The sequence below is a fragment of the Burkholderia sp. IO2 genome, assembly GCF_029522185.1.
Taxonomy (GTDB): Bacteria; Pseudomonadota; Gammaproteobacteria; order Burkholderiales; family Burkholderiaceae; genus Burkholderia; species Burkholderia cenocepacia.
The window spans coordinates 1-23,020 of the sequence record NZ_JAKWFH010000033.1 but is presented as its reverse complement, the minus strand read 5'-3'; the positions used below and the strand labels follow the sequence as shown (position 1 = coordinate 23,020).

Sequence of the window (23,020 nt, the reverse complement as noted above, 5' to 3'; positions counted from 1 at the left end):
TCAGAACAGCTCGCGTACGCGGTGGTACAGCATCCCGAGTTCGAGCGCGGGTTGCCGCCATGCATCGCCGCCGGGAAAGCGTCGGTGACGCAGGCGGGCGAACAGGTCGAACGCGTGCGTGTCGCCCGCGATCGCGCCGGCGACCGCGCGTCCGGCGATGCCGGTGAGCGCGACGCCGTGGCCGCTGAAGCCCTGGACGTAGAAGAAGTTCGGATCGATCGCGCCGAAATCCGGCGCGCGGTTGCGCGTGACGTCGACGAAGCCGCCCCACGCGTGGTCGACGCGCACGTCGCCGAGCTGCGGAAACACGCCGACCATGCGTTGCCGGATCGCTTCGGCGAGCGCCGCGGGCGATGCGCTGGCCGAATTCGCCCGGCCGCCGAACAGCATCCGGTGGTCGGCCGACAGCCGGAAATAGTCGAGGAAGAAGTTGTTGTCGCACACGGCTTCGCGCCGGGCGATCAGTGCATCGGCGCGCGCCCGGCCGAGCGGCTCGGTCGCGATGATGTACGACGCGATCGGCGCGATGCGCGCGGCGGTCGCGGCCGGCAGCACGCCGCCGGGCCCGGCGTTGCAGCACGACACGACGAAGCGGCAGCGCACTTCGCCCGACGGCGTGCGCACGACGGGCCGGGTGCCGCGCACGACGTCGAGCGCCGGCGTGTGCGCGTACAGCGCGACGCCTTCGCGGCGTGCGGCATCGGCAAGGCCGAGGCAGTACTTGAGCGGATGCAGATGGCCCGACAGCGGATCGTGCACGCCGGCCAGATAGCGCGTCGATGCAATGCGCGCCTGGATCTCGCCGGTATCGAGCCAGGCGAGCGACGGATGGCCCCAGCGCGACGTCGCGGCGTTCATCCACGCACGCAGGTCGTCGATGCGGCGCGGCTTCGTCGCGACCGTCAGGTAGCCGCGCGTGAAGTCGCAGTCGATCCCGTAGCGCGCGATGCGCTCGGCGATCAGCGCGACGCCGTCGAGCGACAGCGACCACGCGGCGCGCGCGCCGTCGGGGCCGAGCTGCTGCTCGATCACCTCGTCTTTCGCGAAACCGGTGATCGCCTGGCCGCCGTTTCGGCCCGACGCGCCCCAGCCGGGCCGCTGCGCATCGATCACGGCGACCGACAGCCCGCGCGCGCGGCAGTCGAGCGCCGTCGACAGGCCGGCGAAGCCGGCGCCGATCACGCAGACGTCGACGTCGATCGCCGCGTCGAGCATCGGATCGTCCGCCGCGGGCCGCGTGGCCGTGGCTTCGTAGTACGAGTCGCGCGCGAGCGCATCGGCGCGGCGGGTAAAAGACTGCGTCATGAAACCGACTCCCTCGACAAGGCTGCAACGGCGCGCAGCCACCCGGAAAACGGCGCGGGACGCCGCGCGTGCTGCATCAGAACGAATAGATGAACTGCGTCGCGAGCAGGTCGTTGGACTTGCCGTACGACCCGTCGTTGCGCAGGAACACCTTGTTGTTCGCCCAGTCGTGCCGGTATTCGACCTTCACGGTGATCTGCTGGGTCGGATAGAACAGCAGGTCGAGCGCGACGTCCTGGCGCACCGCGCCCTTGCACTCGAAGCCCAGGCCGCCGCCGGCCTTCGACTGCGCGAGACAGTCCGCGTCGACGCCGAAGCCGTTGCTCGGGTCCATCCCGTTGCCGTTCAGCGCGATGCCGCCGCCGCCGCCGCCGTTCTTCGAGTTCGCGAGCAGGTCGTAGCGCAGCGTCACGCCCATGCGGCCGACCACCGGCGCGTTGAACTTGCGGTGCGCGAGCAGCGACAGCCCGTACCACTGCGCGAGCCCGCCGTTGAACGCCGCATGCTGCTGCCGGCCGTAGTCGACTTCGGCGTTGTACTGCACGTCGGCGAGCGTGTAGGTCGCGTCGAGTTCGCCGAAGAAGAACGAACCGTAGCCGCTCGGCGCCGCGCCACCCGGGCCGTAATGGACGACACCGTCCGCGTCGATCGCGCTCGACAGCGTCTGGCGGCCGATGTTGAACGAGCCGCCGAGATCGAGCGCGCTCGACCACGTGTAGTCCGCGCGCGCGGTGAAGGTCGGCACCTTGTTGCTGGTGGTGATCGGGTCGCCGAGCGCATTGGTGCCCGTCTGCGTGACCGAGCCGTAGGTGCGGTACTGCTCGTTGCCGAGGAAGAACTTCCACGCCCAGGCGCCCTTCGTGTAGTTCGCGCCGACACCGACGTAGCTGCCCGGATCGGAGAAATCGTACAGCAGGTTGTGCGTGAGCGTGAGCATCTGGTTCGATTGCTGCACTTCGTAGCCGCCGAAGCTCGGGATCAGGCCGGCGACCAGCGTCGTCTCGGCGGTGATCGGCACGTTGATCACCGCCGTGTTCAGCAGGTTGTCGGTGATCGAGCCGCGCGAGTTCTGCAGCAGCGTGATGCCGTTGCCGCGGTTCGGCATCAACGTGATCTCGGCCGACGGCGCCATCGGGCCGACGCCGAAGGTCTTCTTGATGTCGAGGTAGAGATCGCCGAACGTGCTGTTGAAGTAGTTGTACGCGTTCTCGTGGTTCGCGAACAGGAACGACGACGTGCCGGCCGCGCGGTTGTAGATGTAGGTCGGATCGATGTAGCCGGTGACCGACAGGCCGGCGAGCGGGCCGGTATTGGCCGCGTCGGTCAGCGAATCGACCTTCAACTGCTGGTTCGCGATCTGCTGCTTCATCTCGCTGACCTCGTCGTTGGTCAGCGTCGCGCGTGCCTTGCCGTAATCCGGCGAGCCCGGGTCGGCGGCGACCGCGACGGCGTTGCCGCCGCCGGCCATGCCGTCGCTCGCGCCGGACGTCGCGCCCCCCCCTGCGCCGCCCGGCTTCGCGGCGAGCTGCGCCTGCATGGCCTTCATCTGTTTCTGCAGCGCGGCGACCTGCGCCTGCAGCGCCTTGATTTCGGCGGATGTCGAACCGGCCAGCGCGATGCCCGGCAACGCGCCGGCCACCAGCAGGCAGATCAGTTTCTTCTTCATTGCGGATTCTCCTAGTCGTGCGCCTGTCAAATCGGGATCGAATCGCGCGCCCCCCCTGGGGCAGCGCGTCTTGCTTGTCTGCAGTGCTTGTTATCGTCGAAGCAGGAGGCCGGCCGTCAGGCCACCGCGAACGCGGCCTTCAGGTCGGCCATCCGGCGTCGTTCGCGCGCGATCATCATCCGGTTCACGACGATCACGCCGATCGTCACGGCCGTGATGAACAGCGTCGCCAGCGCGTTCATCTCCGGGTTCAGCCCCAGCCGCACGCGCGAGAACACCACCAGCGGCAGCGTCGTCGACCCCGGCCCGGACAGGAACGCCGACAGCACCAGATCGTCGATCGACAGCGTGAACGACAGCAGCCAACCCGACAGCAGCGCCTGCGAGATCAGCGGCAGCGTCACCACGAAGAACACCTTCAGCGGCGTCGCGCCCAGGTCGAGCGCGGCCTCCTCGAGCGACTTGTTCATCTCCTTCACGCGCGACTGCACGATGATCGCCACGTACGACACGCACAACATCACGTGGCCGATCCAGATCGTCACCATCCCGCGCCCCTTCGGCCAGCCGAACATCTGCTCGAGCGCGACGAACAGCAACAGCAGCGAAATCCCCTGGATCACCTCCGGAATCACCAGCGGCGCGTTGATCATCCCGGTGTACAGCGTGAAGCCCTTGAAGCGGCCGAAGCGCGCGAGCACGAAACCGGCCCACGTGCCGATCACGACCGACGCGGTGGCCGTCAGCAGACCGATCTTCAGCGACAGCCACGCGGCGGTCAGCAGCTCGTCGTCGTCGAGCAGCGCCGCGTACCACTTCAGCGAGAAGCCCGACCACACCGTCACGAGCTTCGATTCGTTGAACGAGTACACGATCAGGCTGATGATCGGGATGTAGAGGAACAGGAAGCCGAAGGCGAGAACGCCCGTCGACAGCGGTTTGCTCGGCTTGATCATTTCGCGTCTCCCAGTTCCTTGACCTGGTAGTACTGGAACAGCGCCATCGGCACGAGCAGCAGCATCACCATCGCGACCGTCACCGCGGACGCCATCGGCCAGTCCATGTTGTTGAAGAATTCATCCCACATCACGCGGCCGATCATCAGCGTGTCGGCGCCGCCGAGCAGCTCCGGAATCACGTACTCGCCCACTGCCGGGATGAACACGAGCAGGCTGCCGGCGATGATCCCGTTCTTCGACAGCGGCAGCGTGATGCGCGTGAACGCGACCCACGGTTTCGCGCCGAGGTCGTACGCGGCTTCGAGCAGCGTCAGGTCCATCTTCACGAGGTGCGCGTACAGCGGCATCACCATGAACGGCAGGTACGAATAGACCATCCCGATGTAGACGCCCGCGTCGCTGTGATAGAGCCGCAGCGGCGTGTGGATGATGCCGAGCGCGATCAGCGTGTGGTTCAGCAGGCCGTCGTCCTTCAGGATGCCGATCCATGCGTACACGCGGATCAGGAACGACGTCCAGAACGGCAGCATCACGGCCATCATCAGCACGTTGCGACGGTTCGGCTCCGAGCGCGCGATGTAGTACGCCATCGGGTAACCGATCAGCAGGCACAGCACCGTCGACACGGCGGCCATCTTCAGCGAGCTGAGGTAGGTCGCGATGTACAGGTCGTCCTGCAGCAGGAACGCGTAGTGCGACAGCTGCAGCGCGAAGTGCACGACGCCGTCCTTGATCTCGACGAGCGACGTGTACGGCGGGATGCCCATCACCTGGTCGGCGAAGCTGATCTTCAGCACCAGCACGAACGGCAGCGCGAAGAACACGGCGAGCCACAGGAACGGCACGCCGATCGCGACGTTGCGGCCCGACGGCAGGAAGCGCGACAGCACGGAGAAGCGGCTGCGGCGTTGATGAGCCTGGGTGACAGCGGTAGCGCCGGTCGGCACCGGCGCGGAAGGCGTGGAAGCGGAGGTTCTCATCGTGGCGTCCTCACTGCGTCAGCACGACGCCGCTGGCCGGCGACCACGACACGAACACGTCGTCGTTCCACGCGGGCGCGCCGTCGTTCATCAGGTGCGAGCTCGACAGGTTCGACACCACCGTCTTGCCGCTCGGCAAACGCACGTGGTACAGCGAATAGCTGCCCATGTACGCGATGTCGGTGACGACGCCGCGCGCCCAGTTGTGCTTCGAGCCCGGCTTCTCGCGCGACACGTGCACGCGCTCCGGGCGCACCGAGATGCCGACCGGCATCCCGAGCGGGCCGGTCACGCCGTGGCTCACGTACATGCGCGTTTCGAGATCGTCGCTTTCGACGAAGATGTGATCGGGCTCGTCCTCGACGACGCGCCCCTCGAACAGGTTGGTCGAGCCGATGAATTCGGCCGAGAAGCGGCTGTTCGGGTATTCGTAGACTTCGCCGGGCGAGCCGATCTGCACGATCTTGCCTTCGCTCATCACTGCGAGGCGGCTCGCCATCGTCATCGCTTCTTCCTGGTCGTGCGTGACCATCACGCAGGTCACGTCGACCTTGTCGATGATGTTCACCAGTTCGAGCTGGGTCTTCTGGCGGATCTTCTTGTCGAGCGCGGACATCGGCTCGTCGAGCAGCAGCAGCTTCGGACGCTTCACCAGCGAGCGGGCGAGCGCGACGCGCTGCTGCTGGCCGCCGGACAGCTGATGCGGCTTGCGCTTCGCGTACTTGCTCATCTGCACGAGCGCGAGCGCGTCGGCCACGCGCTCCTTGATCTCGTGCTTCGGCGTGCCTTCCTGCTTCAGGCCGAATGCGACGTTCGATTCGACCGTCATGTGCGGAAACAGCGCATACGACTGGAACATCATGTTGACCGGGCGGCGGTACGGCGGCAGCGACGCGAGGTCCTCGCCGTCGACGAAGATCTTGCCGGAGGTCGCCGTTTCCAGCCCGGCGAGCATGCGCAGCAGCGTGGACTTGCCGCAGCCCGAGCTGCCGAGCAGCGCGAACAGCTCGTTCTTCGCGATCGTCAGGTTCACGTTGTCGACGGCCGTGCTGTCGCCGAATTTCTTCACGACGTTTTCGATGCGCACGAACGCGTCGTTTTGCGTGCGGGGCGCCGTGGCCGGTTGGGTCTGTCGTGCAGCAGCGGAAGAGGGTATCGATTGCATGGGAGTCACCATTCGTTCTTCACGGATTGCAGGCGTGGGTGTCCCCGCGCGAGGCGCGCAACGCGACTCGCGGACGACGGCTCGTGCCGGATGGAACAGCGCGCGCGGGGCGCGCGAGCGGACGGACGTCCGCGGATCTCAGGCGGTCAGGCGTACCGCGATGCCTGCGCCGCCGCGATGCATGGCGGTCAGTGGCCCGTCTTCAACTGGGCCCACAGACGGTTCTCGAGGCGCAGGATGTCGGCCGGCATCGGCTTCATCAGCACCATCTTCTTCAGCACGTCCTCGGGCGGGTAGACGGTCGGGTCCTGCGCGACGGCCGGCGTGACGAACGGGTGCGCGGCCTTGTTCGCGGTCGGGTAGAACACCGTGTTGGTGATCGCCGCGTTGACCTTCGGATCGGACACGTAGTTGATCCACTTCATCGCGGCTTCCGGGTGCGGCGCATCCTTCGGGATCACCATCACGTCGAACCACAGCAGGCCGCCTTCCTTCGGGTTCGCGAACTTGATGTCGTACGAGCGCTTCGCTTCCGACGAGCGGCGGTGCGCGATGCCGATGTCGCCCGACCAGCCGAGCGCGACGCACACGTCGTTGTTCGCGAGATCGTTGATGTAGCCGGACGAGTTGAACTGGGTGATGTACGGGCGGACTTTCTTCAGGACTTCGAAGGCAGCCTGGTAGTCGCCGGGGTTCTTGCTGTTCGGGTCCTTGCCCATGTATTGCAGCGTGGCGGCGAACACGTCGACGGCCTGGTCGAGGAACGACACGCCGCAGCCCTTCAGCTTCTCCATGTTGGCCGGGTCGAACACCAGCGCCCAGCTGTCGACCGGCGCCTTGTCGCCGAGCGCCTTCTTCACCGCCTGCACGTTGTAGCCGATGCCGTCCGTGCCGTAGGCCCACGGCACGCCGTACTGGTTGCCCGGATCGGCGTCGGCGATCATCTTCATCAGCAGCGGGTCGAGGTTCGCGAGGTTCGGAATCTTCGACTTGTCGAGCTTCTGGTACACGCCGGCCTGGATCTGCTTGGCCATGTAGTTCGACGTCGGCACGACGATGTCGTAGCCCGAGCTGCCGGCCAGCAGCTTCGCCTGCAGCGTGTCGTCGCTGTCGTAGTTGTCGTACTTGACGTGGATACCCGTCTGTTTCTGGAAGTTCGGGATCGTGTCCGGCGCGATGTAGTCGGACCAGTTGTAGACGTTCAGTTCGTCGGCATGCGCCGACGGGCTGGCGACCGACGTGAGCGCGGCCGCGGCGGCGAGGGCGGCGACGGAACAGGCTTGGCGAAGAATGCAGGCACGCATGGTGGAATTCCCCTGGATGATGGCGGCGTGCGGCGCCCGCCGCACGCCTGTAGGCAAAAACCGTTACGAAATACCCAGTTGCTGGGCGGTGGCATCGACGGCCTTCTTCGCCTTCGACACGAGTTCATCGATTTCCTGGCGCGAGATCACGAGCGGCGGCGACAGCAGCATCCGGTCGCCGGTCGCGCGCATGATCAGGTTGCCGTTGAAGCAGAAGTCGCGGCAGATCGTGCCGACGTCGCCGCCGTTCGCGAAGCGGCGGCGTTCGGCCGGCGCTTCGGCCAGTTGCAGGCTCGCGACCATCCCGTGGCCATGCACTTCGCCGACGATCGGATGACGCGCGAAGGTTTCGCGCATCAGCGCCTGGAAGTACGGGCCGGTATCGGTCTTCACGCGCTCGACGATGCCCTCGTCGCGCAGCAGCTTCAGGTTCGCGACCGCGACGGCGGCTGCCACCGGGTGACCCGAATACGTGAGGCCGTGATTGAATTCGCCGTTGTCGATGATCGGGCGCGCGACGCGCTCGTGAATGCCGACCGCGCCCATCGGTACGTAGCCCGACGTGAGGCCCTTGGCCATCGTGATCAGGTCCGGCTCGAAGCCGAAGTGCTGGTGCGCGAACCATTCGCCGGTGCGCCCGAAGCCGCCGATCACTTCGTCGGCGACCAGCAGGATGTCGTACTTGCGGCAGATCCGCTGGATTTCCGGCCAGTACGTCGACGGCGGGAAGATCACGCCGCCCGCACCCTGGAACGGCTCGCCGATGAAAGCCGCGACGTTCTCCGCGCCGAGTTCGAGAATCTTCGCTTCGAGCTGCTGCGCGCGCGCGAGGCCGAATGCTTCGGGCGTCTCGCCGGCTTGCGCTTCGCCGAAGAAGTACGGCTGGTCGATGTGCACGATGTGCTCGACCTTCGACGGCATCTGCTCGTGCATGTAGCCCATCCCGCCGAGCGTGCCGCCCGCGATCGTCGAGCCGTGATAGCCGTTCTTGCGCGAGATCACGTATTTCTTCTGCGGCTTGCCCTGCACGCGCCAGTACTGGTGCACGAGACGCAGCACGGTGTCGTTGCCTTCCGAGCCGCTGTTGCAATAGAAGAAGTGATTGAAGCCGGCCGGCGTCACTTCCGCGAGCATCGCGGAAAGCTCGATCACCGGCGGATGCGTGGTCTTGAAGAACGTGTTGTAGAACGGCAGTTCCTGGATCTGGCGATACGCGGCGTCGGCGAGTTCCTTGCGCCCGTAGCCGACGTTCACGCACCACAGGCCGGCCATCCCGTCGATCACCTTGTTGCCGTCCGAGTCCCACAGGTAGACGCCGTCGGCCTTCACGATCACGCGGCTGCCGGCACGATTGAGCGCGCCCATGTCCGAGAACGGATGGATGTGGTGCGCGGCGTCGAGCGCGCGGTATTCGGCGGTCGAGCGTGCCTGCGTCGCGCGCGGCGCGGCGGCCGTGGCGGTCGGTGCGGCCGACTGGATCCAGGCAGATTCGTTGCGGTAAGTCATGTTTCCTCCGTGATTCCGTATGCGGTTGGCACGCTTACACGTGCAGCAGCAGATGGCGGCGTTCCCACGAGCTGATCACGCGGAAGAACGCTTCGTATTCGGTTTCCTTCAGCGCGAAATACGCCTTCAGGAACTTGTGCCCGAGGATCTCGCCGAGCGGCTCGCACGCGGCCATCAGCGTCAGCCCTTCCTCGAGGTTGCGCGGCAACTGGTACGGCAGGCTGTAGCCGTCGCTCACCAGCGGCTCGGTCGGCTCCAGGCGCTGCGTCATGCCGAGATAGCCGGCCGCGAGCGTCGCGGCGAGCGCGAGGTACGGGTTGCAGTCGACGCCCGGGATGCGGTTTTCGATACGACGCGCGGCCGGGCCCGAATGCGGAATGCGGAAACCCACCGTGCGGTTGTCGTAGCCCCACTGCACGTTGATCGGCGCGGCCATGAAGCGCGACAGGCGGCGGTACGAGTTGATGTACGGCGCGAAGATCGGCATCAGCGCCGGCGTGTACTTCTGCAGCCCCGCGAGATAGTTGTAGAACATCGACGTCGCGCCGCCGGTTTCCTGCGACGTGAACAGGTTCTGGCCCGTTTCCTCGTCGACGATGCTCTGGTGCACGTGCATCGCCGAGCCCGGTTCGTCTTCCATCGGCTTGGCCATGAACGTCGCGTACATGTTGTGGCGCAGCGCGGCCTCGCGCACCGTGCGCTTGAACAGGAACACCTGGTCGGCCAGCGACAGCGCGTCGCCGTGCATGAAGTTGATCTCCATCTGCGCGGCGCCGACTTCGTGGATCAGCGTGTCGATGTCGAGGTTCTGCGATTCGCAGTACTCGTAGATGTCCTCGAACAGCGGATCGAACTCGTTGACGGCCTCGATCGAATACGACTGGCGGCCCGTTTCGGGGCGGCCCGTGCGGCCGACCGGCGGACGCAGCGGCAGGTCGGGGTCCTTGTTCATGTCGACCAGGTAGAACTCGAGTTCCGGCGCGACGACCGGCTTCCAGCCCTTCGCCTTGTACAGGTCGAGCACGCGGCGCAGCACGTAGCGCGGCGAGATCTCGACCGGCGAGCCGTCGAAGTGCACGCAGTCGTGGATCACCTGCGCGGTCGGGTCGACGGCCCACGGAATCAGGCGGATCGTCGACGTGTCGGGCACGCACACCATGTCGGGGTCGGTCACGCCGGTCAGCGAGCCGTCTTCCGGATATTCGCCGGTGACGGTCTGCACCATCACGGCTTGCGGCAGGCGCATCGATTCGCCGGACGTGAACTTGTTGCGCGGCGTGATCTTGCCGCGCGCGATGCCGGCCATGTCGGGAATGATCGCTTCGATCTCGGTGATCCGGTGCTGCTTCAGAAAGTCTTCGATGTCTTGCATGTCTGTTCTCGTTGTCTGGTGGGCGCGCTCAGGCGAGCGCGGCGGCGGCCGTGGCGCGCGTGCGGGCGGCGCGGCGCGCGCGGCACGCGTCGCCGAACGCGCGGAAGATCGCGCTCGACAGCGGGTCCTGCGCATGTCGCCATTCCGGATGCCACTGCACGGCGAGCGCGAACGCCGGTGCGTCGACGACGCTCACGGCCTCGATCAGGCCATCCGGCGCGACGGCCTCGACCGCGAGGCCGGAGCCGAGTTGCGCGACGCCCTGCTTGTGCAGCGAGTTCACCTGCACTTCGTCGCGGCCGCCGGCGAGTGCATGCAGCAGGCCGCCGGGCGTCAGGCGCACGACGTGCGCGGGGCCGTATTGCGTATCCATCGGCGCGTCGTCGTCCTCACGGTGGTCGGCGAAGCCGGGCACGTCGTGCACGCGCTGATGCAGCGTGCCGCCGCACACGACGTTCAGCTCCTGGAAGCCGCGGCACACGGCGAGCACGGGCACGCCCGCGACGATGGCCGCGCGCAGCAGCGGCAGCGTCGTCGCGTCGCGCGCCGGGTCGTGCTTCGTGCCCGGTGCGCTCGGTTCGCCGCCATACAGATGCGGCTCGACGTTCGAGTAGCTGCCGGTAAACAGCAGCCCGTCGACCGCGTCGAGCACGTCGGCGGTCGACTGGCGCTCGCCGAGGGCGGGCAGCACCATCGCGAGCGCCTGCGCGCCGTCGACGATCGCGGCGACGTATTTGTCGCCGACCGTATGCGACGCGTGGGCGCCGATCTGGGTGAGGTCGGCGGTGATGCCGACGAGAGGTTTCCTTTCCATGACGTCAATCAGTAATCCGTAGGGACGTGACGTGCATCGAGCCGGATGCGGCAAAACGCAGGCGCGACACGACCCCGCAGCCGGGCGCGAGGCGCACGGCCGCTGGTGAATGGGCGCAACGGGATGGCGTGGCGATCCGCGCTGCGCGCGACGATCAGGCCGTCGTTCGTTTCCTCGCGATACGCGACGCGGCAACGTATGCGCGAACGCGTTCCGTCACCGCACGGAAGATGCGGTTGGCGAATCGGCACATGAAACGAACGACGTGAAGAAAGGAGAGGCGCTACGGCAGCAGCGACGCCACTTCGTCGGTATCGACGGCGACGAATGCGCGTGCGGAAACGGCGTTGTGACGCCGAACGGAACGACGGGACAGGATGGTGTAGATCGACAGGTGAAGCAGGCGAGGACTATGCCAGCCGCAACTGCCGTCGGAAGCGGGAACGGCGCTGCGCAAACTTCGCACATCGCCTCGATCCCACCTCACCAGAGGGCCACGGACTCTCACGATTACACTCGACTGGTTTGTTGAAAGTATTGAACACCTGATCGTTTCGACGCACGGGGCGTTTAAAATAATCGAGGCGCCGGTCCTGCGTCATTTACATTGACGGGCATCAATTGTTGCGTTGCGATAACGCTTTTCGATGCCTATGAAAGCCTGATGACGCCGACCTGAGAGCCAGCATATACGAGCCAATAACGGCGTCAAATGTTTTTTAATGGTCCTGCATCAGGGCTTTCCCGAGCAGTGCGAACAAAAGATTCGCAAAAGGAATAATCGGCATGCCGTTCATTATTTCGAACGGCTTTCAGGGTTTTCCCCGCTGATGTGCGGCATAAAGTGATTAGAATATTCAACGGCTGTCCCATGCGTCGTTTCACTTTGTCATCGCACTTATCGTGTCCGAAACCGAATCGATGTCCACCGAAGTCGCCGAGCGCCTGCGTTTCGTGCGCAACAAGCATGGCCTGTCGCAGCGCGAACTCGCGAAACGCGCCGGCGTCACCAACGGCACGATCTCGCTGATCGAACAGGGCCGCGTGAGCCCGTCGGTCGGCTCGCTGAAGAAACTGCTCGAATGCATCCCGATGAGTCTCGCGGAGTTCTTCACGTTCGAGCTCGTCGAATCGCGCGCGGTCGTGTCGCGCCGCGACGAGATGCCGAACCTCGGCAACGAGTCGCTCGCGTTTCAGCTCGTCGGCGCGAACGTGAAGGATCGCAACATGTGCATCCTGCGCGAGACCTACCAGCCGCTGGCCGACACGGGGCCCGAGATGCTGGTGCACGCGGGACACGAGGGCGGCGTCGTCGTGTCGGGTCGGCTCGAGTTGACCGTCGACGGCGCGACGTGGCTGCTCGACCCCGGAGACGGCTACTACTTCGAAAGCCGTTTGCCGCATCGTTTTCGCAATCCCAGCGCGGAACTGATCTGCGAGGTCGTGTCGGCCAATTCGCCGGCGACCTTCTGACCGCGCGTCACCGCATTCGCTGCAGGCCGGCCGCATGCCTCGCGCGCGGCGCGCCGCATCGCGAATGCCACAACATTGAGGCATCCTGATGAACAAGTTGACTTTGGCTGACTGGCAACACAAGGCGGCGTCGCTCGAGATCGAAGGGCGCGCATTCATCGATGGCGCGTCGCGCGACGCACATGGCGGCAGGACGTTCGACTGCGTGAGCCCGATCGACGGCCGCGTGCTGGCGAAGGTCGCCGATTGCGGCGAAGCGGACGTGAACGCGGCCGTCGCGGCAGCCCGCCGCGCATTCGACGCAGGTGTATGGGCCGGCCTGAACCCGCGCGCGCGCAAGGCCGTGCTGCTGCGCTGGGCCGCGCTGATGCGCGAGCATCTCGACGAACTGTCGCTGCTCGAGACGCTCGACGCGGGCAAGCCGATCGGCGACACGACGACGGTCGACGTGCCGGGCGCCGCGTACTGCGTCGAATGGTTCGCCGAGGCGATCGACAAGGTCGGCGGCGAGGTCGCGCCGGCCGATCATCATCTCGTCGGTCTCGTCACGCGCGAGCCGGTCGGCGTGGTGGCCGCCGTCGTGCCGTGGAACTTCCCGATCCTGATGGCCGCATGGAAATTCGGCCCCGCGCTCGCGGCCGGCAACAGCGTCGTGCTGAAACCGTCGGAGAAGTCGCCGCTGACCGCGATCCGCGTCGCGCAGCTCGCGTTCGAGGCCGGCATCCCGGCCGGCGTATTCAACGTCGTGCCGGGCGCGGGCGAACCGGGCAAGCTGCTCGCGTTGCATCGCGACGTCGACTGCATCGCGTTCACGGGCTCGACGGCGGTCGGCAAGCTGATCATGCAGTATGCGGCGCAGTCGAACCTGAAGCGCGCGTGGCTCGAGCTCGGCGGCAAGTCACCGAACATCGTGCTGCCCGACTGTCCCGATCTCGACCGCGCGGCGCAGACGGCGGCCGGCGCGATCTTCTACAACATGGGCGAGATGTGCACGGCCGGCTCGCGGCTGCTCGTGCATCGCGACATCAAGGACGCGTTCATCGAGAAGCTCGTCGCTGCCGCCCGCGCATACGTGCCCGGCAATCCGCTCGATCCGTCGGTGTCGATGGGCGCGATCGTCGACGGCATCCAGCTCGAACGCGTGCTCGGCTATATCGAAGCGGGGCGCGGCGAGGGCAGGCTCGTCACGGGCGGTGCGCGCGTGAACGCGGAAACGGGCGGCTTCTATGTGGAGCCGACGGTGTTCGAGGTGAAGCCCGACGCGAAGATCGCGCGCGAGGAAATCTTCGGGCCCGTGCTGTCGGTGATCGTGTTCGACGACGTCGACGAGGCCGTGCGGATCGCGAACGACACCGAATACGGGCTGGCCGCGGCCGTGTGGACGTCGAACCTGACGACCGCGCACGACGTGTCGCGCCGGCTGCGGGCGGGCACCGTGTGGGTGAACTGCTATGACGAGGGCGGCGACATGAACTTCCCGTTCGGCGGCTACAAGCAGTCGGGCAACGGCCGCGACAAGTCGCTGCATGCGCTCGAGAAGTACACCGAACTGAAGTCGACGCTGATCCGGCTGCGCTGACGCGCGGCCGGGCGCGGGCGTGTCGCCGTCCGGCGACGCGCCCAGCCTTCGGTGCGCGTTACGCGGTCCGCAGCGCGGGATGGAAGCCGGCGGCTTCGATGATCGACTGCACGCGCTCGGCGCCTTGCGCCGAGTCGACCTTGACGATCTTCGCCGCGACGTCGATGTCGAGCTTCGCGGCGGGGTCGGCGGCCGTCACCGCGCGCGTGATTGCGTTGGCGCAGCCGCCGCAGGTCATGTCCTGGACTTCGAATTCCATCGTGTTCTCCCGGATGGATGGTTGACGAATACGTGCAGCATGAAGCTTGCCATGGTGGGAAGGTCAAGCGCCGCACGCAACGAGGTGTACGGCATCAGCCATTTGTAATGCTGAGGTCTGACGAATCGTGATTCGCGCGCGCGCGTCAGTCCGAATTTTTCCCGATTGACGGCCATCCATTGTCGACGAAATCTCGCGGAGCCTTGCGCGGCAACGGGCGTGTCACGTCGATCGCGTACGATCTCCATGTTCGGAGTAAGGGTACTCCGAGGTGAAAATGCGAATCGATCTTAGTATCGATTCCCTTCGATATTTCCGTTCATTACGCACATGACCCGTTTCGCTATCGGTTTCGCACTGGCCCTGCTGGGCGCCTCGGCCACGTCCGCCTTCGCGGCCGACGACGTCGTCAACCTGACGCTGAAGGACCACAAGTTTTCGCCCGATGGCGTGACGATCCCCGCCGGCAAGAAAGTGAAATTCGTCGTGAAGAACCTCGACGCGACGCCGGCGGAATTCGAGAGCGACGACTTCAAGGCGGAGAAGGTCGTGCCGGCCGGCAAGTCGGTCGAGATCCTGGTCGGGCCGCTGAAGGCCGGGACCTACGAGTTCCACGACGAGTATCACGAAGCGCAGTCGAAGACGCACCTGACCGTCAAGTAAGCCGATACCGACATGCTGTCTACTGCCCTGATCGTCTTTCGTGAAGTGCTCGAGGCCGCGCTGGTGGTCTCGATCGTGATGGCTGCCACGAAGGGCGTGCCGCGGCGCGGCTGGTGGGTGGGCGGCGGGCTGGTCGGCGGCGTGGTCGGCGCCGGCCTGATCGCGGCGTTCGCCGACGTGATCTCGCAATGGGCGTCCGGCATGGGCCAGGAAGTCTTCAACGCGGGCGTGATGTTCGTCGCGACGCTGATGCTCGCGTGGCACTGCATCTGGATGAGCCGGCACGGTCGCGAAATGGCGCTGCACATGGGCGAGGTCGGCCGCGCGGTCGCGGCCGGCAGCCGGCCGCTGACGGGGCTCGCGATCGTGGTCGGCGTCGCGGTGCTGCGCGAGGGCTCCGAGGCCGTGCTGTTCCTGTACGGGATCGCCGCGGGCGATCCGGGCCAGACGCCGCAGATGATCGCCGGCGGGCTGCTCGGCGTGCTCGGCGGTGCGGGGCTCGGCTATGCGATGTACGCGGGCCTGCTGCAGATTCCGTTGAAGCGCCTGTTCTCCGTCACCAACGGGCTGATCGTGCTGCTCGCCGCGGGCATGGCGAGCCAGTGCGTCGGCTTCCTGCTGGCGGCCGGGCTCGTGCCGTCGTGGGGCGATGCGGTCTGGGACACGTCGTGGCTGCTCAAGGAAACGAGCATCGTCGGCAAGGCGCTGCATACGCTGATCGGCTATACCGCGCGCCCGGCGGGGATCCAGATCGCCGCGTACGTCGCGACGCTGGTGGCGATCCTCGTGCTGGCACGGTTCGTCGGCCGGCCGCAGGAGACGGTGAGGCCGCCGCGCGCCGCGGCGTGAGTGTTTCCGGGTTTCCCGGTTCGAATGAAACAAGGGGCGTCATGGACGCCCCTTGTTCATGTGCGGTGCGCGATGCACCTGCGCGGCCTTGCTGACGGCGGCCGCGGATGCGCGCGTTGCGTGCGTCAGCTGTGGTTGTCGATCCACGCGCGCGCCCATTCGAGCCCGGCATCGCGCGCATCGTCTTCGGTGTCGAACACGCCGAGCACGCCCGACGCCTCGACGAGCCGATTGTTCTGCGTGATCGTGCCGCTTGCCGCGAAGCGCTCGGGCTGCATGATCTCGTCCTGCTGCAGGATCGCGTGGCCCCAGATCTGGTAGCCGTGGTAGGTCTGCGCTTCCATTATCGAGTCACCTCCGCCGCGCGGCCGTGCGTGCCGACCTGCAGCACGTTGCCGTCCGGCGTGTATTGACGCGGGATGTTGGAGAAGGTGGGCGCGTGCGTCGCATCCGGTGCGGCGGGTTGCATCACCGTGAGACGCCCGGGTGCCGGCTGCGCAACCGGGCGCGGCGCGGCCGGCGTGTCGGGCGCGCCGGCGGCCGGGCGGTGCGGGCCGGCCTTCACGGCCTGCGCGACGCGGCGCTTGTGCGGTTTCGCCGCGGCTTTCGGCGTGGTGGCGCTCGCGTGCTTCTCCGCGCTCTTGCCGGTGCGTGCGTCGGCGCTTGTGTGGGCGGCCGGCATACGGGCATCCGGCGTACGGGCATCCGGCGTACGGGCGTCCGGCGTACGGGCAGCAGGCTGCCGCGCCTCGGGCGGGTTCCAGACCTCGACATAGTGCTCGGCGGCCCAGCCCGTCGACGCGAACGTCAGCGCCAGCAATCCGCATCCAAACAGTCTTACCATTGTCTCTCCGTCATATTCGTTGCGGCGCGCGTCCGGCCGGGGCCGTGCCTCTGCACTCGGGGAAGCCGGCTCAGGAGAACACCTCGAGCCCGTGTTTCTCGACGATCTGGAGCATGCGCGCGGCGATGCCGCTGGGCCGCTTGTCGCCCTGTTCCCATTGGCGGATCGTCGAGGTCGTCGTGTTCAGGTAGAGCGCGAACACGCTCTGGCTGACGTTGACGGACTTGCGAATGCGGGCGATCGCTTCCGGATCGAACTGCGGGGCGGCCTCGATGCAGAGATCGTCGTATTCCCGCATCGTCTTCTTGTCGATCAGTCGCGCACGATAAAGGCCGGACGCGGCGCTGTGGATCGCCTCCGTTGCGTCGCTCTTGAATCGACTCTTAGCCATTGCACATCTCCACCCACTCTTTCAGGGTAACCAGCGTCGCGATGTCGCTGTCGGTGTGTCGGCCGACATCCGCGGCGAGCTTTCTGAAGGCGCGCAGTTCGCGTGCGTCGATGTTCTCGCGGTCGCATTTCGCGAACAGGAACACGAACACCCACGTGTGCCCGACCTTGCCCAGCACGATCCCGCGCTGCCGATTGCCGCCGAGGCGCTTCTTCCACACGTTGCCGCCGAGATCGACGCCCTGGCCGCGGGCCAGATCCCGCACCGCGCGGCAGAGCTCGTCATCGGCGATTCCCGCTTTCCCGGCTGCCGTGTGAAACCACTTCGTCTTGAAGACGCGTCGTACGGAAGCAGACATGTCGAGCCGGTCGAGTTAGCACAGGATTATATACCACTACGTGGTACAAATTTCGACCTGGCCGAATGGCCGACCTCGCATCCGCATACGGTCGGGACGGCCCGGCGAGGGGCCATCCCGACGTCCGGCCTTACTCCACCGTCACCGATTTCGCGAGGTTGCGCGGCTTGTCGACGTCGGTGCCGCGTGCACACGCGGTGTGATACGCGAGCAGCTGCAGCGGCACGACGTGCAGGATCGGCGACAGCTGACCGTAGTGCTCAGGCATCCGGATCACGTGCAGGCCGTCGTCGTTGACGATCTGCGTATCGGCATCGGCGAACACGTACAGCTCGCCGCCGCGCGCGCGCACTTCCTGCATGTTCGACTTCAGCTTCTCGAGCAGCGTGTCGTTCGGCGCGACCGTGACGACCGGCATCGCTTCCGTGACGAGCGCGAGCGGCCCATGCTTCAGTTCACCGGCCGGATAGGCCTCGGCGTGGATGTACGAGATTTCCTTCAGCTTCAGCGCGCCTTCGAGCGCGATCGGGTAGTGCAGCCCGCGGCCGAGGAACAGCGCGTTTTCCTTGCGTGCGAATTCCTCCGACCACGCGATGATCTGCGGCTCGAGCACGAGCACGCTGTTCAGCGCGGCCGGCAGGTGGCGCAGCTCCTTCAGGAATTGCGCTTCCTGCGCGGCGTCGACGTGCCCGCGCAGCTTGCCGAGCGTCGCGGCCAGCACGAACAGCGCGACGAGCTGCGTCGTGAACGCCTTCGTCGACGCGACGCCGATCTCGGTGCCCGCGTGCGTGAGGAACTGCATTTCGGTCAGGCGCACCATCGCGCTCGTCGCGACGTTGCACACCGCGAGCGTATGCGTGTGGCCGAGCGACTGCGCATGCTTGAGCGCCGCGAGCGTATCGGCCGTCTCGCCCGACTGCGAGATCACGAGCACGAGCTGGCGCGGGTTCGGCACCGACTCGCGGTAGCGGTATTCGCTGGCGATCTCGACCTGGGTCGGGATCTTCGCGATCGATTCGAGCCAGTATTTCGCGGTGAGGCCCGAGTAGTAGCTCGTGCCGCACGCGAGGATCAGCAGGCTGTCGATCTCCGCGAACGCGGCGGGGGCCGCATCGCCGAACAGCGTCGCGTCGAAGGCGTCCGTCTGCGGCACGGTGTCGCCGATCGCGCGCGGCTGCTCGAAGATTTCCTTCTGCATGAAGTGGCGATAGGGTCCAAGCTCGACCGCGCCGCCGTACGCGCTGACGACGCGGATTTCGCGCTGCACGGTGGCGCCGTGACGGTCGACGATCGTCACGCCGTCGAGCGACAGCTCGCACACGTCGCCTTCCTCGAGGAACGTGAAGCGGTCGGTACTGCCGGCGAGCGCGAGCGCATCGGATGCGAGGAAGTTCTCGCCGTCGCCGTGACCGACGACGAGCGGCGAGCCCTGGCGCGCGCCGACGACGGTGTGCGGCTGGTCCTTGTGGATCACGGCGATCGCGTAGGCACCGTGCAGCTGCTGCACGGCTTCGCGCACCGCGTCGAACAGGTTTCCGCGATACAGGCTGTGCACGAGGTGCGCGATCACTTCGGTGTCGGTCTGCGACACGAATTCGTAGCCCTTCGCGCGCAGCGTTTCGCGCAGCGGCTCGAAGTTCTCGATGATGCCGTTGTGCACGAGCGCGAGCGCGTTCGACGAGAAGATCGGGTGCGCGTTGTGCGTGACGGGCGCGCCGTGCGTGGCCCAGCGCGTGTGCGCGACACCCGTCGTGCCTTCGAGGTGCGATTCCTGCACCTGTGTATCGAGATCGGCGACGCGGGCGACGCTGCGCGCGCGCTTCGGGGCGCCCGGCTCGAGCACGGCGACGCCGCACGAGTCGTAGCCGCGGTATTCGAGGCGCCGCAGACCTTCGATCAGCACCGGAACGATATTACGTTGCGCAACTGCGCCGACAATGCCGCACATGAAATCTACCTTCTATGTGGAAGCGGATGCCGTCCGGCACCCGCATGAGGTTAACTTTTCTTCTTGACCGGCCGGACGTAGCCGCTCTTCGCGGTCTGCGTCTTCTCGTTCAACGCGAGGACGCCTTCGGCCACGTCCTTCCAGATCGTCGTGCCGGCGGCGATCGTCACGCCGCGGCCGACCCGCACGGGGGCAACCAGCTGCGTGTCGGAGCCGACGAACACGTCGTCCTCGATCACGGTGCGGAACTTGTTCGCGCCGTCGTAGTTGCAGGTGATCGTGCCCGCGCCGATGTTCACGCGCGCGCCGATGTCGGCGTCGCCGATGTACGTGAGGTGGTTCGCTTTCGAACCGTGACCGATCACCGCGTTCTTCACCTCGACGAAGTTGCCGACGTGCGCTTCGTCCGCGAGCTGCGCGCCGGGGCGCAGCCGCGCGTACGGGCCGATCACGGTGTTCGCGCCGAGCGCGGCGCCGTCGATGTGCGTGAACGCGTCGATGCGCGTGCCGGCGCCGACCGACGCATTGCGGATCACGCAGTTCGCGCCGATCGTCACGTTGTCGGCGAGCGTCACGTTGCCTTCGAACACGCAGTTCACGTCGATCGACACGTCGCGCCCGCAGCGCAGCGTGCCGCGCACGTCGATGCGCGCCGGATCGGCGAGCGTGACGCCGTCGACGAGCAGCGCGTCCGCCACGTTGCGCTGGTGAATGCGTTCGAGCTCCGCGAGTTGCGCCTTGCTGTTCACGCCGAGCGTTTCCCATTCCTCGTCGGGCTGCGACGTGACGACCTCGAAGCCGGCCTCGATCGCGAGTTCGACGACGTCGGTCAGGTAGTACTCGCCCTGCGCGTTTTCGTTCTTCAGCGCGCCGAGCCACATCGACAGCTGCGCCGTCGGCGTGACGATGATGCCGGTGTTGATCTCGGCGATCTTCAGCTCTTCCGGCGACGCATCCTTCTGCTCGACGATGCGCGTGACGAAGCCGGACGCGTCGCGCACGATGCGGCCGTAGCCGGTCGGGTCGTCGAGCGTGACGGTCAGGATCCCGTAGCGGCCCTCGCGTGCGGCATCGACGAGACGCTGCAGCGTCGACGCGCGCGTGAGCGGCACGTCGCCGTACAGCACGAGCGTCGGTTGCGCGGGATCGAGCAGCGGCAGCGCCTGGCGGACCGCATGGCCGGTGCCGAGCTGCTCGGCCTGTACCGCGAACTGGACGTCGGGCGCGGCGACCGCGGCCTGGACCTGCTCGGCGCCGTGGCCGACGACGACGACGAGCCGGGACGGCTGCAGTGCGCGCGCGGTGTCGATGACGTGGGAGAGGAGCGGCCTGCCGGCCAGGGGGTGAAGCACTTTCGGCAGCGCGGAACGCATGCGCTTGCCGGTGCCTGCCGCCAAAATCACGATATTCATGGCGCCAGCTTGTCAGAGGAGTTCGAAGCCGTCCATTTTAGCATGCGGCCCCCGCCGTTCCGGGCCTGCCGCGGCGGGCGCGCGACGCCGGAAAGGGCGGTCGGGGCCCGGTTCCGGCGGGTGTTCCGGCCCTGCTTACAGGTCGTCGAACTGGACGATCGAGATCGGTTTGGACGCGCCCGGCGTCGCGGTGTCGTCGCCCGATGCGCACGGTTCCTCGTCGAACGCGATGTCGCCCTGCGGGTCGGCTTCGCCCGTCGCGCGCAGCGACTGGAACGGGTACAGCGTCGTGTCCATCAGGTGCGACGGCACGACCTTCGCGAGCGCGTTGAACATGTTGTCGACGCGGCCCGGGAAGCGCTTGTCCCAGTCGCGGATCAGCGCCTTCATTTCCGCGCGCTTCAGGTTCGGCTGGCTGCCGCACAGGTTGCACGGGATGATCGGGAATTCGCGCAGCTCCGCGTATTTCTCGAGATCGGTTTCCTTCACGTACGCGAGCGGGCGGATCACGATGTTCTTGCCGTCGTCCGACTGCAGCTTCGGCGGCATTCCCTTCAGCTTGCCGCCGTAGAACATGTTCAGCAGCAGCGTCTGCACGATGTCGTCGCGGTGATGGCCGAGCGCGATCTTGGTCGCGCCGAGCTCGCCGGCCACGCGGTACAGGATCCCGCGGCGCAGCCGCGAGCACAGCGAGCAGGTCGTCTTGCCTTCGGGCACGAGCCGCTTGACGATGCTGTAGGTGTCCTGGTTCTCGATGTGGAACGGCACGCCGACCTGCTTCAGGTATTCGGGCAGCACGTGCTCGGGGAAGCCCGGCTGCTTCTGGTCGAGGTTCACCGCGACGATGTCGAAGTCGATCGGCGCGCGTTCGCGCAGGCGCAGCAGCACGTCGAGCATCGCGTAGCTGTCCTTGCCGCCCGACAGGCACACCATCACCTTGTCGCCCTGCTCGATCATGTTGTAGTCGCCGATCGCCTGGCCGACCTGGCGCACGATCCGCTTGAACAGCTTGTTGTTCTCGTACGCTTCCTTCTGCTCGCGGCGCGTCAGCGCGGGGCGGCCGGTTTCGGCGGTCGTGGCGTCGGCCGCCGTGTCGTTCATGTGGGGGGCGTTCATGCGCGCTCCTCGTCCTTGATGCGAAAGACTTCGACGCCGACGGCGTCGCAGTCCGGATAGGCGTCCGGTTTCTCGGTACGGACGCGTACCGCGCGCACGGCATCGTGCGCCAGCAGGTGCGCGGCGATCGAATCGCACAGCGTCTCCTGCAGGTGGATGTGGCCGCGCGCCACGCATTGCGCGACGCTCTGCTTCATCAGATCGTAGTCGACGACTTCGTGCAGCCGGTCGTCGACCGGGGTGGACAGCGCGAGCGGCACGAACAGGTCGACGTTGATGACGACGCGCTGCTCGCCGCGCTTCTCGTGTTCGAAGGCCCCGATGTTGATGTGCACCTCGTAGTCGCGCAGGTAGAGCCTGCGGCAATCCGCGAGGCGGGGGTGCAGGAGAGCGGAAAACATGGTCGTCCCAGTCAAATTGGCGTGCGCGCACGCAAAGCGGCGCGGGCGGCGGCGGTCAGGCCGCGCCCGCGCGGTTCATTCATTCGGGCCGGCGGCCGGCGGCACCAGGTGCTCGCCGCCGTCGACGGTCAGCGTCGCGCCCGTGACGCCGGGCGCGCTCGCGAGATAGCACGCGGCCGCCGCGATGTCGTCCGCGTGCGGCGCGTGGCCGCGCACGAGCGCCGCGACCCGCACCTTCGGTGCGAGCGCCAGCGCGAGCGCCGACGTCGCGCGGTTCAACGCGGCCTGCATCAGCGCGTGCGACAGCTGCGCCGGTGCGGGGTGAAACAGCGCCTGATCCAGTACGTGGATCGCGCACGCGCGCAGCGCTTCGTGCTCGCGCGCGGCGTCGGGCGTCGCATCGGCGAGTGCGCGGGCCAGCGCGAGCGGCGCGGTCACGTTGCGCGCGAGCGCGGCGGCGAGCGACGCGCCGTCCACCGTGTGCGCGTCGTCGGCGCCTGCGCTGGCGCTGACGAACACCGCGCATGCGGGCCGGCCGAGCGCTTCGCCGCACGCGGCGACGAGGGCCGCGGCATTGGCCTCCAGGGCCAGATCGGCGTCGAGCACGGCCGCGCGGCGGCCGTGCGCCGCGACTTCGGCGACGAGCGCGTCGGCGG

The 23,020-nt window shown here is 66.9% G+C and carries 24 protein-coding genes; 4 read left to right on the top strand and 20 right to left on the bottom strand.

Features of this window, described 5'->3' with window-relative positions; genetic code table 11:
* From MMB92_RS21245 to MMB92_RS21200, 10 genes are all read right to left on the bottom strand, one after another.
* Positions 1 to 1,305 carry an FAD-binding oxidoreductase gene (locus tag MMB92_RS21245; RefSeq protein ID WP_277562909.1) on the bottom strand — a complete coding sequence of 435 codons (1,305 nt, stop codon included), beginning with the start codon at positions 1,303 to 1,305 and terminating at the stop codon, positions 1 to 3.
* A 76-nt stretch (positions 1,306 to 1,381) separates the two neighbouring features.
* On the bottom strand, positions 1,382 to 2,971 hold the full coding sequence (locus tag MMB92_RS21240; protein ID WP_212203628.1) for a DUF3138 family protein: 1,590 nt from the start codon (positions 2,969 to 2,971) through the stop codon (positions 1,382 to 1,384).
* Positions 2,972 to 3,087: 116 nt separating this feature from the next.
* Positions 3,088 to 3,927: an ABC transporter permease subunit gene (locus tag MMB92_RS21235; RefSeq protein ID WP_006485612.1), complete on the bottom strand. Its 840-nt coding sequence runs from the start codon at positions 3,925 to 3,927 to the stop codon at positions 3,088 to 3,090.
* Complete coding sequence (locus MMB92_RS21230; RefSeq protein WP_006485610.1) at positions 3,924 to 4,910, bottom strand: ABC transporter permease subunit; 987 nt, start codon at positions 4,908 to 4,910, stop codon at positions 3,924 to 3,926. Before MMB92_RS21230 ends, MMB92_RS21235 begins: the two co-directional genes overlap by 4 nt.
* A gap of 10 nt (positions 4,911 to 4,920) precedes the next feature.
* On the bottom strand, positions 4,921 to 6,075 hold the full coding sequence (gene potA / locus MMB92_RS21225) for a polyamine ABC transporter ATP-binding protein (RefSeq protein WP_112750227.1): 1,155 nt from the start codon (positions 6,073 to 6,075) through the stop codon (positions 4,921 to 4,923).
* 188 nt (positions 6,076 to 6,263) lie between these two features.
* Positions 6,264 to 7,379: a polyamine ABC transporter substrate-binding protein gene (locus tag MMB92_RS21220; protein WP_006485616.1), complete on the bottom strand. Its 1,116-nt coding sequence runs from the start codon at positions 7,377 to 7,379 to the stop codon at positions 6,264 to 6,266.
* A 63-nt stretch (positions 7,380 to 7,442) separates the two neighbouring features.
* On the bottom strand, positions 7,443 to 8,885 hold the full coding sequence (locus MMB92_RS21215) for an aspartate aminotransferase family protein (RefSeq protein ID WP_277562908.1): 1,443 nt from the start codon (positions 8,883 to 8,885) through the stop codon (positions 7,443 to 7,445).
* A gap of 34 nt (positions 8,886 to 8,919) precedes the next feature.
* Positions 8,920 to 10,257 carry a glutamine synthetase family protein gene (locus tag MMB92_RS21210; RefSeq protein ID WP_006485614.1) on the bottom strand — a complete coding sequence of 446 codons (1,338 nt, stop codon included), beginning with the start codon at positions 10,255 to 10,257 and terminating at the stop codon, positions 8,920 to 8,922.
* Positions 10,258 to 10,285: 28 nt separating this feature from the next.
* The gene (locus MMB92_RS21205; RefSeq protein ID WP_125332957.1) at positions 10,286 to 11,071 is read right to left on the bottom strand and encodes a gamma-glutamyl-gamma-aminobutyrate hydrolase family protein; all 786 of its coding nucleotides are present in this window, start codon (positions 11,069 to 11,071) and stop codon (positions 10,286 to 10,288) included.
* A 283-nt stretch (positions 11,072 to 11,354) separates the two neighbouring features.
* The gene (locus MMB92_RS21200) at positions 11,355 to 11,537 is read right to left on the bottom strand and encodes a hypothetical protein (protein ID WP_006488040.1); all 183 of its coding nucleotides are present in this window, start codon (positions 11,535 to 11,537) and stop codon (positions 11,355 to 11,357) included.
* 455 nt (positions 11,538 to 11,992) lie between these two features.
* On the opposite strand from MMB92_RS21200, the gene MMB92_RS21195 reads away from it, so the two are divergent.
* The gene (locus MMB92_RS21195; protein WP_034178391.1) at positions 11,993 to 12,544 is read left to right on the top strand and encodes a cupin domain-containing protein; all 552 of its coding nucleotides are present in this window, start codon (positions 11,993 to 11,995) and stop codon (positions 12,542 to 12,544) included.
* Between the two features lie 88 nt (positions 12,545 to 12,632).
* Complete coding sequence (locus MMB92_RS21190; protein ID WP_006488053.1) at positions 12,633 to 14,123, top strand: aldehyde dehydrogenase; 1,491 nt, start codon at positions 12,633 to 12,635, stop codon at positions 14,121 to 14,123.
* Between the two features lie 58 nt (positions 14,124 to 14,181).
* Here MMB92_RS21190 and MMB92_RS21185 read toward each other — a convergent pair whose 3' ends face one another.
* Complete coding sequence (locus MMB92_RS21185) at positions 14,182 to 14,382, bottom strand: heavy-metal-associated domain-containing protein (RefSeq protein ID WP_006477591.1); 201 nt, start codon at positions 14,380 to 14,382, stop codon at positions 14,182 to 14,184.
* A 330-nt stretch (positions 14,383 to 14,712) separates the two neighbouring features.
* On the opposite strand from MMB92_RS21185, the gene MMB92_RS21180 reads away from it, so the two are divergent.
* Both MMB92_RS21180 and MMB92_RS21175 read left to right on the top strand, forming a co-directional pair.
* A complete protein-coding gene (locus tag MMB92_RS21180) occupies positions 14,713 to 15,045 on the top strand; it encodes a cupredoxin domain-containing protein (protein ID WP_006488047.1) in 333 nt (110 codons plus the stop codon).
* Positions 15,046 to 15,057: 12 nt separating this feature from the next.
* The gene (locus MMB92_RS21175; protein WP_006488051.1) at positions 15,058 to 15,894 is read left to right on the top strand and encodes an FTR1 family protein; all 837 of its coding nucleotides are present in this window, start codon (positions 15,058 to 15,060) and stop codon (positions 15,892 to 15,894) included.
* Positions 15,895 to 16,019: 125 nt separating this feature from the next.
* On the opposite strand, the gene MMB92_RS21170 is transcribed toward MMB92_RS21175, so the two are convergent.
* The 9 genes from MMB92_RS21170 to MMB92_RS21130 all read right to left on the bottom strand — a co-directional run.
* Positions 16,020 to 16,238 carry a hypothetical protein gene (locus MMB92_RS21170; protein WP_006477594.1) on the bottom strand — a complete coding sequence of 73 codons (219 nt, stop codon included), beginning with the start codon at positions 16,236 to 16,238 and terminating at the stop codon, positions 16,020 to 16,022.
* Entirely contained in the window at positions 16,238 to 16,738 is a 501-nt protein-coding gene (locus MMB92_RS21165) for a hypothetical protein (RefSeq protein WP_080322959.1), read from the bottom strand. The genes MMB92_RS21170 and MMB92_RS21165 overlap by 1 nt, the downstream gene beginning before the upstream one ends.
* Positions 16,739 to 16,808: 70 nt before the next feature.
* Positions 16,809 to 17,129 (bottom strand): DNA-binding transcriptional regulator, encoded by a 321-nt coding sequence (locus MMB92_RS21160; RefSeq protein WP_062884271.1) that lies wholly within the window; start codon positions 17,127 to 17,129, stop codon positions 16,809 to 16,811.
* A complete protein-coding gene (locus MMB92_RS21155; protein WP_006488696.1) occupies positions 17,122 to 17,487 on the bottom strand; it encodes a type II toxin-antitoxin system RelE/ParE family toxin in 366 nt (121 codons plus the stop codon). Before MMB92_RS21155 ends, MMB92_RS21160 begins: the two co-directional genes overlap by 8 nt.
* Positions 17,488 to 17,617: 130 nt before the next feature.
* Positions 17,618 to 19,435 carry a glutamine--fructose-6-phosphate transaminase (isomerizing) gene (glmS, locus tag MMB92_RS21150; protein ID WP_006488693.1) on the bottom strand — a complete coding sequence of 606 codons (1,818 nt, stop codon included), beginning with the start codon at positions 19,433 to 19,435 and terminating at the stop codon, positions 17,618 to 17,620.
* 50 nt (positions 19,436 to 19,485) lie between these two features.
* A complete protein-coding gene (gene glmU / locus MMB92_RS21145) occupies positions 19,486 to 20,847 on the bottom strand; it encodes a bifunctional UDP-N-acetylglucosamine diphosphorylase/glucosamine-1-phosphate N-acetyltransferase GlmU (protein ID WP_059721723.1) in 1,362 nt (453 codons plus the stop codon).
* Between the two features lie 135 nt (positions 20,848 to 20,982).
* The gene (gene ttcA / locus MMB92_RS21140; RefSeq protein WP_034178390.1) at positions 20,983 to 21,963 is read right to left on the bottom strand and encodes a tRNA 2-thiocytidine(32) synthetase TtcA; all 981 of its coding nucleotides are present in this window, start codon (positions 21,961 to 21,963) and stop codon (positions 20,983 to 20,985) included.
* Entirely contained in the window at positions 21,960 to 22,364 is a 405-nt protein-coding gene (locus MMB92_RS21135) for a dihydroneopterin aldolase (RefSeq protein WP_006488695.1), read from the bottom strand. The genes ttcA and MMB92_RS21135 overlap by 4 nt, the downstream gene beginning before the upstream one ends.
* Before the next feature lie 75 nt (positions 22,365 to 22,439).
* Positions 22,440 to 23,020, bottom strand: a 581-nt coding sequence (locus MMB92_RS21130) for a Rossmann fold domain-containing protein (RefSeq protein WP_277562907.1), incomplete at its 5' end; no start/stop codon positions are given.